Origin of the sequence: Pseudomonas siliginis (assembly GCF_019145195.1) — a bacterium.
Classification (GTDB): Bacteria; Pseudomonadota; Gammaproteobacteria; order Pseudomonadales; family Pseudomonadaceae; genus Aquipseudomonas; species Aquipseudomonas siliginis.
Genome location: NZ_JAHSTW010000001.1, coordinates 728,779 through 741,747 on the forward strand (window position 1 = coordinate 728,779; position 12,969 = coordinate 741,747).

General features: G+C 60.3%; 12 protein-coding genes and 1 pseudogene. 6 read left to right on the forward strand and 7 right to left on the reverse strand.

Going from position 1 to position 12,969, the window contains the following annotated elements:
- Positions 1–34: 34 nt before the first annotated feature.
- A pseudogene (locus KVG87_RS03120) lies at positions 35–385 on the reverse strand (DUF427 domain-containing protein); the annotation flags it as partial.
- Between the two features lie 192 nt (positions 386–577).
- Between KVG87_RS03120 and KVG87_RS03125 the strand changes: the two are divergent.
- Both KVG87_RS03125 and KVG87_RS03130 read left to right on the forward strand, forming a co-directional pair.
- Positions 578–2,521 carry a DNA topoisomerase III gene (locus KVG87_RS03125; RefSeq protein ID WP_217849191.1) on the forward strand — a complete coding sequence of 648 codons (1,944 nt, stop codon included), beginning with the start codon at positions 578–580 and terminating at the stop codon, positions 2,519–2,521.
- A gap of 542 nt (positions 2,522–3,063) precedes the next feature.
- Complete coding sequence (locus KVG87_RS03130) at positions 3,064–3,393, forward strand: hypothetical protein (RefSeq protein WP_041480831.1); 330 nt, start codon at positions 3,064–3,066, stop codon at positions 3,391–3,393.
- A 173-nt stretch (positions 3,394–3,566) separates the two neighbouring features.
- Here KVG87_RS03130 and cynR read toward each other — a convergent pair whose 3' ends face one another.
- Entirely contained in the window at positions 3,567–4,448 is an 882-nt protein-coding gene (gene cynR / locus KVG87_RS03135) for a transcriptional regulator CynR (protein ID WP_217849193.1), read from the reverse strand.
- 120 nt (positions 4,449–4,568) lie between these two features.
- Between cynR and cynS the strand changes: the two genes are divergently transcribed.
- Entirely contained in the window at positions 4,569–5,036 is a 468-nt protein-coding gene (cynS, locus tag KVG87_RS03140; RefSeq protein ID WP_217849195.1) for a cyanase, read from the forward strand.
- A gap of 57 nt (positions 5,037–5,093) precedes the next feature.
- A complete protein-coding gene (locus KVG87_RS03145) occupies positions 5,094–5,753 on the forward strand; it encodes a carbonic anhydrase (protein WP_217849198.1) in 660 nt (219 codons plus the stop codon).
- 58 nt (positions 5,754–5,811) lie between these two features.
- On the opposite strand, the gene KVG87_RS03150 is transcribed toward KVG87_RS03145, so the two are convergent.
- The gene (locus tag KVG87_RS03150) at positions 5,812–7,314 is read right to left on the reverse strand and encodes an aldehyde dehydrogenase family protein (RefSeq protein WP_217849200.1); all 1,503 of its coding nucleotides are present in this window, start codon (positions 7,312–7,314) and stop codon (positions 5,812–5,814) included.
- 196 nt (positions 7,315–7,510) lie between these two features.
- On the reverse strand, positions 7,511–8,419 hold the full coding sequence (glsB, locus tag KVG87_RS03155; protein ID WP_024013269.1) for a glutaminase B: 909 nt from the start codon (positions 8,417–8,419) through the stop codon (positions 7,511–7,513).
- A 139-nt stretch (positions 8,420–8,558) separates the two neighbouring features.
- On the opposite strand from glsB, the gene KVG87_RS03160 reads away from it, so the two are divergent.
- The gene (locus KVG87_RS03160) at positions 8,559–9,047 is read left to right on the forward strand and encodes a GFA family protein (RefSeq protein WP_217849202.1); all 489 of its coding nucleotides are present in this window, start codon (positions 8,559–8,561) and stop codon (positions 9,045–9,047) included.
- Positions 9,048–9,171: 124 nt separating this feature from the next.
- On the opposite strand, the gene KVG87_RS03165 is transcribed toward KVG87_RS03160, so the two are convergent.
- From KVG87_RS03165 to KVG87_RS03175, 3 genes are all read right to left on the reverse strand, one after another.
- Complete coding sequence (locus KVG87_RS03165; RefSeq protein WP_217849204.1) at positions 9,172–10,458, reverse strand: ATP-binding protein; 1,287 nt, start codon at positions 10,456–10,458, stop codon at positions 9,172–9,174.
- Positions 10,459–11,166 carry a winged helix-turn-helix domain-containing protein gene (locus KVG87_RS03170; protein WP_217849206.1) on the reverse strand — a complete coding sequence of 236 codons (708 nt, stop codon included), beginning with the start codon at positions 11,164–11,166 and terminating at the stop codon, positions 10,459–10,461. It abuts the gene before it with no gap.
- 141 nt (positions 11,167–11,307) lie between these two features.
- Positions 11,308–11,910 (reverse strand): MiaE family protein, encoded by a 603-nt coding sequence (locus KVG87_RS03175; protein WP_217849208.1) that lies wholly within the window; start codon positions 11,908–11,910, stop codon positions 11,308–11,310.
- Positions 11,911–12,069: 159 nt separating this feature from the next.
- Here KVG87_RS03175 and KVG87_RS03180 point away from each other — a divergent pair, with 159 nt between their 5' ends.
- Positions 12,070–12,933, forward strand: coding sequence for a universal stress protein (locus KVG87_RS03180; protein ID WP_073471189.1), 864 nt, complete (start codon positions 12,070–12,072; stop codon positions 12,931–12,933).
- Positions 12,934–12,969: the final 36 nt, after the last annotated feature.

The window sequence follows — 12,969 nt, forward strand, 5'->3', positions numbered from 1 at the left end:
GATTCTCTCGCCATTTTTTTGCTTCAGACGTCCGTTTGATCACTTCGAATTTTACCTGGTCCGGATAAAACGCCACGTAGTCGCGGATCGGTGCGACGGAGACCTTCGGGTTTTCGTACGTCCACACCGCGTTAGCGCCTTCATGTCCGGGCACTTGCAGGCTGAAGTAATTGGCGTCGCCCTTGTACGGGCAATAGCTGGTGTGGTCGGTGCGGGCGAAGTATTTTTCGTCGATGTCTTCGCGCGGGATGTAGTACACCGGCGGATAGTTGGCTTCGTTGAGGATCATCGCGTGAGAGGACGCGGCGACCTGGATGCCGTGGAACTTCACCAGCAGGCAGCCGCTGAGTTGTTCAACGCTGATCACGGGGCTGGGGCTTTTCATGGGGTTCTCCTGAAGACGGCGAAGAGACCGGTTCAGGTATAGCTGATGGTTGCGCAGCTCGACTGGATTACGGCCGAACGGCTAAACCTCCTGCAACGCTTTTATCTGTATATCCATACAGATAAAAGTTGCTCCCGCCGCGAACTCCCGCCATCCTGTGCCCTCTCCACACACCAACCAGCGATGGTAGCTATGCGGCTGTACCTCTGTGAAAAACCCTCTCAGGCCAAAGATATTGCGGCCGTGCTCGGCGCCAGGCGTCGCGGCGACGGCTGCTGGTTGGGGACGGACGTCACAGTGACCTGGTGCATCGGCCATTTGCTCGAAACCGCGCCGCCGGACGCCTACGACGCGCGCTACAAGCGCTGGGTGCTGGCTGATCTGCCGATCATTCCCGACAAATGGAAAATGACCGTCAAGCCGCGCACCGCCAGCCAGTACAAAGCGGTGAAGCGTCTGCTTGGCGAGGCAAGCGAACTGATCATCGCCACCGACGCCGACCGTGAGGGCGAGATGATCGCTCGGGAACTGGTCGAGCACTGCCGCTATCGCGGGCCGATCCGCCGCTTGTGGCTGTCGGCGCTGGACGAGGCATCGATTCGCAAGGCCCTCGCTGCGCTGAAGCCGGGGGCCGAAACCTTCAGCCTGTATCACTCGGCGCTGGGCCGTTCACGCGCGGACTGGCTGATCGGCATGAACATGAGTCGACTGTTCACCTTGCTGGGCCGGCAGTCGGGTTATCAGGGCGTGCTGCCTGTGGGCCGAGTGCAGACGCCGACCCTGCGACTGGTGGTCGACCGCGACCGCAGCATCGCCGATTTCGTCCCCGTACCGTTCTGGGCAATCGACGTGGATTTGCTGCACAACGGCACGACGTTTACCGCACAGTGGCGCGCACCATCAGACGTTTGTGATGATCAGGATCGCTGCCTGAATCAGGCGTTGGCGCAGCAAGCGGCGGCGGCGATCAGCAGTGCTGACAGCGCACGGGTGATCAAGCTGAAGACCGAGCGCATGCGCGAAGTGGCGCCGCTGCCCTTCGATCTTGGCACCTTGCAGGAAGTCTGCTCGAAAAAGCTTGGCCTTGGCGCGCAGGAAACCCTCGACATCGCCCAGGCCCTTTACGAAACCTACAAAGTCATCACCTATCCGCGCAGTGATTGCGGCTTTCTGCCGTTGAGCCAACACAGTGAGGCGCCATCGATCCTCACAGCGTTGCGCCAGGCCGATCCGGGCCTTGAAGCCTTGCAGGGTTATCTCGAACCGCAAAGGCGCTCGCGGGCGTGGAATGACGCCAAGGTTAGCGCTCACCACGGCATCATCCCCACCATCGCCGCGAAGAATCTTGAACGCCTGACCGGCAAACATCGCGCGGTGTACACGCTGATTCGCGCGCGCTACCTGGCGCAGTTCCTGCCCAATCACGAATACGATCGCACCCAGGCCGATTTCGATTGCAACGGGCAGGCGTTGCGCGCGGTCGGCAAGCAGATCATCGAACCAGGCTGGAAGCGCGCATTGCCCGAAGCACTGGCACCGGCCAAGGGCCGCGAAGCACCAGCACCGCAAACCTTGCCGACCCTCAGCCAGGGCGTCGAATGCGCTGTGGCGAAAGTGAATCTCAAGGATCTGTGGACGCAGCCACCAAAACCCTACACCGAAGGCGATCTGATCAAGGCGATGAAGAACGTCGCCAAACTGGTCGAGGATCCGCTGCTCAAACAGAAACTCAAGGACACCACCGGCATCGGCACCGAAGCCACCCGCGCGTCGATCATTCAGGGTTTGCTTGATCGTGGTTATCTGGTCAAGAACGGCAAGGCGCTGGCCGCCACGCCTGCCGCGTTCAGCCTGATCGATGCGGTGCCGCGCGCCATCGCCGACCCTGGCACCACGGCGATCTGGGAACAGGCGCTGGACATGGTGCAGAGCGGCGAGATGAGTCTGGAAGAATTCGTCACCAAACAGGCCGCGTGGATGAGCAAGCAGGTCAGCCGCTGCTCCGCCCTCAGCCTGACCATCAGCGGCCCGCCGCCTGCCGGCAAAGCCGCAGCGCCGTGGAAAAAAAAGCGTAAGTCGACGGCCAGCAAAGCCGCCGGTACGCGCAAACGCACGGCGCGTCCGACGACTCGCTGAATCCCTCGCGGTTCCCTTCTCGACGTTGTCGAAACGGATCTTTTCTCATTCCAAAACAGCTTTGTCCGACAATATGTAGTGCTTGAAAATAATCACTACAAAACCGTTGACGGCGTCGTTTTGCTTTTGCATGATGAAGACGTTCCCCGATCGGGAACACTGGTAACACGCTTGAGCAAACTCGTCTGACCGCCGAGTTGTTTTTTCCGGATACACGCTGCCCACAAGGCAGATTGAAGAAGCTGACCTGGCCTGAACGTCCAGTACAAGGACGAGAAGCGCTGGCGAAAATTCTCAAGACGCTTGTGGCCGACACTGGATTGTCGACAAGGAGCCTCCCGGTTTTCGCTGCTTCTCCTCGTTGTGACGCTATTGCGTAGCAGTTATTCAACACGACTACATGCAACAGATGCACGACCCCGTACTTCACACGGGCGAACGCTGACGTCCTGGTTTCGGTGCCAGGGATCAACTAACCGATGGGCTACCTGTATTAGCGAATCAACTTTGAAAGATCACCAGACTGGTCAAGGGGCATAACAATGAATCTGAACAATCAACCCACCATCGAAGAACTGGCTCGTATGTTCGCGGCGCAAAAAGACAGCCACGACAGCCATATTCTCTGGATCAGCAAGTCGGGGCAGGTACACATTGACTGCCTGTCGCCTCACGCTGGCGAAGAAGAATTCGACCGCAACCACCAGAACCTGCTGGCCCGCCTGAAGATGTACCGCCGCGGCCACGGTTATGTCGGCAAGAAGGCTGCGGCCGACAAGGACTTCATTGGAAGTGTGCTGCAGACGCTGAAACAGGCGTGGGATTCGATGCAGAATCAGAATGAAGTTCGGGTGATTGATCGGTTGTATTGAATAACACTTCAGTAAAAAAGGGCCTGCTTTGATAAGAAACAGGCCCTTTTTACATCCAGAACTCACCCTGCAACTTTGTGGGAGCGAGCCTGCTCGCGAATGCAGTCTTCAGGCGCAAACATCAGTGTCTGACACACCACATTCGCGAGCAGACTCGCTCCCACAGGTCTTGTTCATGTCATATGCGTTTCCAGGACAAGATCAACAAACGCCAACGCCGCCGCGCTGTGATAATTATTCCTGCGCCGCAACAACGCCGCTCCCCGCTGCGGCGCCTCCCCTTCAACACGCAAGCGGCGCAACGCGCGGTCTTCGCTGGCAATCGCCTCGGGCAGCATGGTCGCCAGCGGCGCATGCCGCACCACTTCCAGCAACGTACTCACCGAATTCACCTCGATGCGCACCTGCGGCGTAATCCCGTGCTCACGGAAATACTCATCCACCGACAACCGCGTAATGAAGCCCGGCGCCAGCAAGGCGAAATCCAGTGAAGCCAATTCCGTCGGCGTCAACACCGAAGGGCTGTCATAGAGCGGGTGCCCAGGCCCGACCATGATCCCCAGCGTCTCGGTAAACGCCGGTATGCATTCGATATCGGCATTGCGTACCGGCGTAAACGCGATCGCGACGTCCAGCGAGTCATCCGCCAGCCCGGCCTCGATGTCGTCCATCGACAATTCGAAGATTTCCAGATGAATCCCGGGAAACCGTGCCCCGTAGTCGCGCACCAACGGCCCGACCAGATACGCCATGAACGTCGGCGTCATCGCCAGGCGCAGGGTGCCGCGTGACAAATCCTTCACGTCGTGCAAGGCGCGCTGCCCGGCTTCCAGCTCCACCAGCACGCGCCGCGCGCACTCGATATAAGCCAGGCCGGCATCCGTCGGCTTCACCGTGCGTGAGGTGCGATCGAACAGGCTCACGCCGAGGGTTTCTTCCAGTTGCCTAATCTGCTGCGACAACGTCGGCTGCGACACATGCAGCGCTTCGGCGGCGCGGGTGAAGCCACCGTGATCGGCAACGGCGAGCAAATAACGCAAATGTCGCAACAGCAAGAGGACACCATCTATAGGCAGGACTTATGCGAAGCATTGTATATCGGTCTTGGACGCTATGGATTGGCCGGCGCAACATTGCTTCCACACAGCAAGCCATACCTTGAAAGGAGTGACACCATGCAACAGTCCCACGCCTACAACGACAACAGCCTGGCCCTGACCACCCGCGTTCTCGACGCCAAGGCGAAAAAAGCTCTGTCGTGGCAGGATCTCGCTGACGGCACCGGCCTCAGCCTGGCTTATGTCACCGCCGCCCTGCTCGGCCAGCATCCGCTGCCGGAAATCGCTGCTCAAGTGGTCGGCGACAAGCTTGACCTCAGCGCTGATGACGTCGCCGCACTGCAGATCATTCCTTTGCGTGGCAGCCTCAGCGGCGTGCCGACCGATCCGACCATCTACCGTTTTTACGAAATGATCCAGATCTACGGCACCACGCTGAAAGCGCTGGTTCATGAACAGTTCGGTGACGGCATCATCAGTGCGATCAACTTCAAACTGGACATCAAGAAAGTCGAAGACCCGGAAGGCGGCTCCCGCGCTGTGGTGACCCTCGACGGCAAGTTCCTGCCGCTGCGTCCGTTCTGATACGCCCGGCCCGCACCCTGCGTGCGGGCCATCTCATTTCTGCCACGAGGACATGCCATGAAAGCCCTGATCGACGGCTTCCTGAAATTCCAGAACGAAGCCTTCCCGCAACGCAGCGAACTGTTCAAACATCTGGCCACGACTCAGCAACCCGGCACGCTGTTCATCACCTGTTCCGACAGTCGCGTGGTGCCTGAGCTGCTGACCCAGCAAGAGCCCGGCGAACTGTTCGTGATCCGTAACGCCGGCAATATCGTGCCCTCCTACAGCCCGCATCCGGGCGGGGTGTCGGCGACGGTGGAGTATGCGGTGGCGGTACTGGGGGTGACCGATATCGTGATTTGCGGCCACTCCGATTGCGGCGCGATGACGGCGATTGCCCAGTGCAAATGCATGGATCACCTGCCCGCCGTCAGCGGCTGGCTGCAGCATGCCGAATCGGCGAAGGTAGTGAACGAAGCGCGCGTGCATGGCAGCGACGCGGGGAAATTGAGCTCGATGGTGCGCGAGAACGTGATTGCGCAACTGGCGAATATTCAGACCCACCCGAGTGTGCGCCTGGCGCAGGAGCAAGGGCGGCTGAATCTGCATGGCTGGGTGTATGACATCGAGACCGGCTCGATCGACGCGCTGTCGGCCGACCGCCGCACGTTTGTGCCGCTGGCCGAGCAACCTGAGACTTGCGCGATCAGCGCGCAAGCCAGCCACGCTGCCTGACTCCCCACCGTGATCGTTCCCACGCTCTGCGTGGGCACGATCAACAACAGGTTTCAAGTCAGCGTTTCACCCTGAGATCAACCTGAGTCATCCGGCTACGTACGGTAAACACGCCATCGCCGGAAAGAATCGCGCTGCGCGCAAACAGGCGCCCGCTCTCCCAGTTCGAAAGACCCAGCTCAGGCTTGTTCAACGCGTACTGGCCATCGACCCAACGGGTGATGCCGTTGCCTACGAACGGGGCATTCACCGCGTTGTAGAAGCGTTCCTGAACCGCCGCATCCTCGCTGATCAACGACACGGTGAATTGCGGGCTGTAGCGGTTGAACAGCGCAATCGCCTGATCCAGATTGTCGACAATCATCAGGCTGACTTCCGGGGTTTCTTCCCATTCCCACTCGCGGCCCAGGTCCGACTCGGGCAAAGACTCGGCCAGCGCTTCGGTCTGGTAACCCTCGGCGCGATAAACCTCGACTGTTGCGTTCTGCCATTCGCTTGGCAGGCAACTTTCACTGCCCGCGACGATGTGCAATTTGCAGCCTTGGCCGCGCGCAGTACCGGCGTCTTTCAAAGCTTCGAGGAACAGCGGCACCAGCTCATCGGCGCGTTCGCGCTGAATCAGGCAGACGTTCAGGGTATTGCAGACCTTGCGGTCCAGCGAGTTGCGCACCACCGCCGCGAAGCGTGTGGCATCGGCATCACGGTCGGCGATCAGCCACGCACCGCCGGTGCCGTGCAGGCTGACGGCGGTACCGGCCTGCTGGGCAATGCTGCCCAACTGGCTGACCGCACGGCCCGAGCCGCGCGCCACCGCCAGCGACAGACGCCGGTCGGCGAACATCGCCCAACCGGCGGCGTGATTGACGCTTTCCACCAACGACACCGCGCCAACCGGCAAGCCGGCTTCGGCCAGTGCTGGATTCAGCGCGTGAGTGACGATGGCTTGCGCAGTGCCCAACGCATCGCTGCCGATGCGCAGCACAGCCGTATTGCCGGTGCGCAACACCCCGGCGGCGTCGGCAAATACGTTGGGTCGGCCTTCGAAGACAAACGCGACGATGCCCAGCGGCGAGACGACTTGCTCAACCTTCCAGCCATCGTGCTCGACACTGCTGATCACTTTGCCCCGGGTCGGTGGCGCATCACGCCAGGCGCGCAGCCCGGCGATCATGTCGCGGCGCATGCGTTCATCGGCGAGCAAGCGTGTGGTCGAGCGACCGCGCGCCTTGGCCCGTTCGATGTCGGCGCGGTTGGCGGCTTCGATCTGCGTCCAGCATTCAGGGTTTTCCAGGCGCTGAGCGAATAGATCGAAAAATCGGCTGATGGCTTCATCGGACACCGCCGACAACGTTGTGAATGCCGCAGCCGCACGCTCGATTGCCACCGAGGCGGCCTGTTGATCGGCCACGGGGATCAGCAACAACTCGCCACTGACCTGCTCGACCAGCAGATGGTCACCGGGCTGAAACCGCGCGGCCAGTTCGGGGCTGACCACGGTGACGCGGTTACCAGCGAAAGGGATCGGCGTGCCAGCGACTAGACGTTCGAGCGCAAGAGACATGAAGCGGATTCACCATGCAGAGGGCGGCCGGAAAATGTAGCGGATTACTGGCTGAAATACACCTCCTCAAACACTAAAGAAACCTGTGGGAGCTGGCTTGCCAGCGATAGCGGTGGTTCAGGCAAATTTATAGTGACTGACAGGGCCTCATCGCTGGCAAGCCAGCTCCCACAGGGTCATGTGGTGTTCAGGTGGGTCAGAACACCGACCAGCCAATCCTTGAGCTCAGCAACTCCAGCGCCGCCATCCCCGCCAGCGAGTTGCCGGCGGCATTCAGCTCGGGCGACCACACGCACACGCTGAACTGCCCCGGCACCACCGCAACGATGCCGCCGCCGACCCCGCTCTTGCCCGGCAGGCCGACGCGATAGGCGAAATTGCCCGCCTCGTCGTACAAACCGCTGGTGGCCATGATCGAATTGACCTGCTGGGTCTGGCGGCGCGTCAGGATCTGCTCGCCGCTGTGCTTGCAGAACCCGTCATTGGCCAGAAAGCAGAACGCCCGGGCCAGATCGATGCAATTCATCCGCAGTGCGCAGTGGCTGAAATAGCTGCGCAACACCGCCTCGACATCGTTGTGAAAGTTGCCGAACGACTGCATCAGATAGGCCATCGCCGCATTGCGCGCGCGGTGCTGGTATTCGGAGTCGGCGACCTTGCCGTCGATCATGATCTGCGGGTTACCGGACAGACGCCGGACGAAGTCGCGCATCGACAGTGTCGGCGCAGCGAATCGCGACTGGTTGATGTCGCAGATCACCAGCGCCCCAGCATTGATGAACGGATTGCGCGGGCGGCCGCGCTCGAATTCCAGTTGCACCAGCGAGTTGAACGGCTGGCCGGACGGCTCGTGGCCGAGCCGCTCCCAGATCGCTTCGCCGGAATGATCGATGGCCTGCACCAGGCTGAATACCTTGGAAATACTCTGCACCGAGAACGGCGTTTCAGCGTCGCCGGCGCAATACATTTCGCCGTCGTTACTGTACACGGCGATGCCCAACTGGTTGGCCGGCACCGTGCCGAGGGCGGGAATATAGTCAGCAACTTTGCCCTGCCCGATCAGGGGCCGGACGGCGTCAAGGATCTCGTTCAACAGCGCTTGCATGCCGGGTTCCGAAAGTCTCGCCCCATGGGATCGCGGGGACACTGGGCCTAGACGCTGCGCCCGCCGGTCGCATCACACCGGCAAGCGCTTCGCAAAATGTTCTAGGCTGAAGCGGACCATTCAGACACGGGAGAGCACCATGCACCTCGAAGGCTCCTGCCATTGCGGCGAAGTCAATTTCAGCCTCGACAGCGCCCATCCTTATCCCTATCAACGCTGCTATTGCTCAATCTGCCGCAAGACCCAGGGCGGCGGCGGTTATGCGATCAACCTTGGCGGCGACGCGACCACTCTCAAGGTTCGCGGACGCAAAAACATCAGCATCTATCACGCGAAGATGAAAGCTGAAGGCGATAAACGCGCCCATCGCAGCAGCGCCGAACGCCACTTCTGTTCGCTGTGCGGCAGCGGCCTATGGCTGTTCAGCCCGGAGTGGCCAGAGCTGATTCATCCATTCGCCTCGGCAATCGATACGCCGCTGCCGGTGCCGCCGGAACGCACGCACCTGATGCTTGGTTCGAAAGCGCCGTGGGTCGAGGTCGAGGCCAAGCCGAAGGATCAGCAGTTTGATGAATATCCCGATGAATCGATCGCCCAGTGGCATGAGCGACTCGGCGTGACTCGCTGAATACCGTCCCTTGTAGGAGTGAGCCTGCTCGCGATAGCGTTGTGTCAGTCGACTCAACATTGAATGACCTAACGCTATCGCGAGCAGGCTCACTCCTACAAAGGGCCGGGTCAGGCAATATCAATCAGTCCGGATGCGCCCAGGTCATCCTGAACAACGCCCCGCCCCACACCGATTCGCCAACCTCAACCTGCCCGCCATGGGACTGCGAAACCCGCCGCACCAGCGCCAGGCCCAGCCCGAAACCGCCAGTACGCCGATCCCGGCTGGCATCCAGTCGGGAAAACGGTTCGAAGATTTTCTCCCGTCCCTCCAGCGGCACGCCCGGCCCGTCATCGCTGACCCGCACTTCATAGTCATCGCCATTGCGCTGCAGCGACACATCAACGCGCTGCTCGGCATAGCGAATGGCATTGCGCAAAAGATTGATCACCGCCCGCGCCATGAAGCGCGGTTCGATGCTTACAGTGTCGACCTGGCAACCGGCGATCGACAACTGCACGCCCACTGCTTCGGCCTCAAGCGCCACACTGCCGACGACGCTGTCGAGCCAATCGGCCGCGTGAATATTTTCCCGTTTGATCACCGTCGCGCCATGCTCGAGGCTGGCGTAGGTCAGCAATTCCGAGACCATCTCCTCCAGCTCACCGAGGTCGGCATACATGTCGGCGATCAGCTCGCGATTCTGGCTCGCGTCGGGTTGCTGTTTAAGCTGATCGAGCTCGAACGAAAGCCGCGCGATTGGTGTGCGCAGTTCGTGAGACACGGCGTTGGTCAGCTCGCGCTGATTGGCAATCAGCCCCTCGATGCGCGCCGCCATCAGATTGAAGTGCTCGGCCAGATCGCGGATGTTCGAGCGCCGCGACAACTGGATGCGCACCGACAGATCGTTGTCGCCGAAACGCTCGGCCGCCAGCCGAAGCTTTTCCAGGTCGCGCCAGTGCGGGCGCACCCAGAAAAACAGAACGATGCCGATCAACACCGCGAGCATCATGTACGCCGCGGTGATGTAGAACGGCATCAGGCTCGGCTCTGGCGGCAGCTTGATGCTGAGCAACTGCGAGCCACCATCGATGTTGCTGATGAACTGCGTGTAATCGTCGCGGATCACCAACAGGTTCCGCGCGAGCTCGGCTTTTTCCTGCGGTGTGAGGGCCAGTTGATCGGCCTCGACCAGACTCAGCGACAGACCGTAATGCGCACGCAATGAATCGAGTTTCTGTTCACGCTCGGCGCCCTGGCGGCCGTGCAGATGATCGACCAGCGACCACGCCTGACCGCGCACAGCTTCACGGTTGTAATCCTGCGTCTGGCTGTCGAGCAACGCGTTGAAGGTGTGCTCGACCGCCTGCAAGGCCAGCACCAGACCCACCGTCATCACCAGAAACAGGCCGAGGAACAAACGCAGCATCTACAACTCCCATGCGAACGGATTGAACAGATAGCCCTTGCCCCATACGGTCTTGATGCACACCGGCTCGCGAGGGTTGTCCTTGAGCTTGTTGCGCAACTTGCTGATGTAGACATCGACGCTGCGATTGAGGCCGTCGAAGGCAATGCCGCGCATGCGATTGAGAATGTCATCGCGGGAAAGAATCTTGCCCGCCGCGCTGGCGAGCAACCAGAGCAATTCGAACTCCATGGTGGTCAGCTCGATCAGCTCACCGGCCAGGCGAACTTCACGGCAACTGCGGTCGATGCTCAATTGCCCGAACTCAAGGAAACTGACCACGCTGGTCTCCGGCGTCTGCCGCCGTTGCAGCGCCCGCAGCCGCGCGAGCAATACCGGAGGTTTGATCGGCTTGATCACATAATCGTCAGCGCCGGACTCCAGACCGAGAATGTGATCGAGATCGTCTTCCTTGGCGGTGAGGATCACGATCGGCGTGTCCGAGACACTGCGAATTTCCCGGCAGACCTGCAAACCGCTCTGCCCCGGCAACATCAGGTCGAGCACCAGCACTTTCGGCTTGAATTCCAGGAATGCAGCCATGGCGAGATCGCCGCGATGCACCGTGCGCACCTCGTAGCCGTGTTGCTGTAGAAAGTGTGCGATCAGTGCGGCGAGACGCTCATCGTCTTCGACCAGCAGAACTTTGCCGAAACCCAGGTTATCCATAACAACCGTTGCCAAGCCAAACGTGGAAGGGCCGATATTATGCTGGCATTCATCGAACAGGCGATGACGGCAGACAGCAAAAACCGGCCACTTGGGCCGGTTTTCGGTGATGTTTCATACTCTTAAGAGTTTTTAACAAATTCAGGCGGGCACACCGCTGTGGAAGCGGAATTCCTCGTCCGGCGATTCGATCAGTTCCTGCTCGGCCGCACGGACGCGCTCGATCACCTGCGCGACATCCTTGGCATCACCATACTGATAGGCCAGTTTCAGATAACCCTGAAAGTGCCGCGCCTCGCTTTTCAGCAAACCGAAATAAAACTTGCCCAGCTCTTCGTCCAGATGCGGCACCAGTGCTTCGAAACGCTCGCAACTGCGCGCTTCGATGAAAGCGCCAACCACCAGCGTGTCGACCAGTTTCACCGGTTCGTGGCTGCGCACCACCTTGCGCAGGCCCGAGGCGTAGCGGCCGGCGTGCAGCTGACGCAGGTCGATCTTGCGCCGTTTCATGATGCGCATGACTTGCTCGTGGTGCACCAGTTCTTCCCGGGCCAGGCGCGACATCATGTTGATCAGGTCGACATGGGCGTGGTACTTGGCAATCAGGCTCAGCGCCGTGCTGGCGGCCTTAAACTCGCAGTTCTTGTGATCGATCAGCAGGGTTTCCTGATCGGCCAGTGCCGCCTGGACCCAGGCGTCGGGCGTGCGGCAGCCAAGGAATTCGTGGATTTCGGGAAGGATCATGGGGCTCACGGTAAAAGGTGTTCGAGCGAAGGGCGCCGATTATACCGGCCTGCCCGCAGACCACCAGCGGCGGCTGTTGATATGCATCAAGTCGCAGACGTTCGGGTAGCAACTATAGTTGTGCAACGCCGTGCCTTTTCTTTGCTGGAGACTCCGCTCATGCAAGCCATTCGCAGCATTCTGGTGGTCATCGAACCTGAACATGCAGAAAGCCTGGCGCTCAAGCGCGCCAAGTTGATCGCCGGTGTCACCCAGGCCCACCTGCATCTGCTGGTGTGTGACAAGAAGCATGACCACGCCGGCCTGCTCAGCGTGCTCAAGGCGGCATTGCTCGCCGAAGGCTACAGCGTGACCACCGAACAGGCGTGGAACGAGAGCCTGCATGAAACCATCATCGATGTGCAGCAGGCCGAAGGTTGCGGCCTGGTGATCAAACAGCACTTCCCCGACAGCTCGCTGAAAAAAGCCCTGCTGACCCCGGCCGACTGGAAACTCCTGCGCCACTGCCCTACCCCGGTGCTGCTGGTAAAAACCGCCGGTTCGTGGAAGGACAAAGTGATCCTGGCTGCGGTCGATGTCGGCAATGCCGACGGTGAGCATCGGCATTTGCACAGCACCATCATCGATCACGGCTATGACATCGCCAGTCTGGCCAAGGCGCATCTGCATGTGATCACCGCGCATCCGTCGCCGATGCTCTCGGCGGCGGATCCGACGTTTCAGCTGAAATCGACCATAGAAGCCAAATACCGCGAGCAGTGCCGGGCGTTTCAGGCGGAGTTCGATGTCGATGACGAGCACCTGCACATCGAGGAAGGCCCGGCGGATGTGTTGATCCCGTTCATGGCGCACAAGCTGCAGGCGGCGGTAACGGTAATTGGCACGGTAGCGCGCAGTGGCTTGTCAGGCGCGTTGATTGGCAATACCGCTGAAGCGGTGCTGGATACGCTGGAAAGCGATGTGCTGGTGCTCAAGCCACAGGAGGTTGAGGATCATCTGGTGGAACTGACGGTTAAGCATTAAACATTTGGAATGCGGCCCCTTGTAGGAGTGAGCCTG

Coding starts and splice junctions, on each gene's coding strand:
- KVG87_RS03125 (WP_217849191.1), top strand. CDS start 578: ATGCGGCTGTACCTCTGTGAAAAACCCTCTCAGGCCAAAGATATTGCG.
- KVG87_RS03130 (WP_041480831.1), top strand. CDS start 3,064: ATGAATCTGAACAATCAACCCACCATCGAAGAACTGGCTCGTATGTTC.
- cynS (WP_217849195.1), top strand. CDS start 4,569: ATGCAACAGTCCCACGCCTACAACGACAACAGCCTGGCCCTGACCACC.
- KVG87_RS03145 (WP_217849198.1), top strand. CDS start 5,094: ATGAAAGCCCTGATCGACGGCTTCCTGAAATTCCAGAACGAAGCCTTC.
- KVG87_RS03150 (WP_217849200.1), bottom strand. CDS start 7,314: ATGTCTCTTGCGCTCGAACGTCTAGTCGCTGGCACGCCGATCCCTTTC.
- glsB (WP_024013269.1), bottom strand. CDS start 8,419: ATGCAAGCGCTGTTGAACGAGATCCTTGACGCCGTCCGGCCCCTGATC.
- KVG87_RS03160 (WP_217849202.1), top strand. CDS start 8,559: ATGCACCTCGAAGGCTCCTGCCATTGCGGCGAAGTCAATTTCAGCCTC.
- KVG87_RS03165 (WP_217849204.1), bottom strand. CDS start 10,458: ATGCTGCGTTTGTTCCTCGGCCTGTTTCTGGTGATGACGGTGGGTCTG.
- KVG87_RS03170 (WP_217849206.1), bottom strand. CDS start 11,166: ATGGATAACCTGGGTTTCGGCAAAGTTCTGCTGGTCGAAGACGATGAG.
- KVG87_RS03175 (WP_217849208.1), bottom strand. CDS start 11,910: ATGATCCTTCCCGAAATCCACGAATTCCTTGGCTGCCGCACGCCCGAC.
- KVG87_RS03180 (WP_073471189.1), top strand. CDS start 12,070: ATGCAAGCCATTCGCAGCATTCTGGTGGTCATCGAACCTGAACATGCA.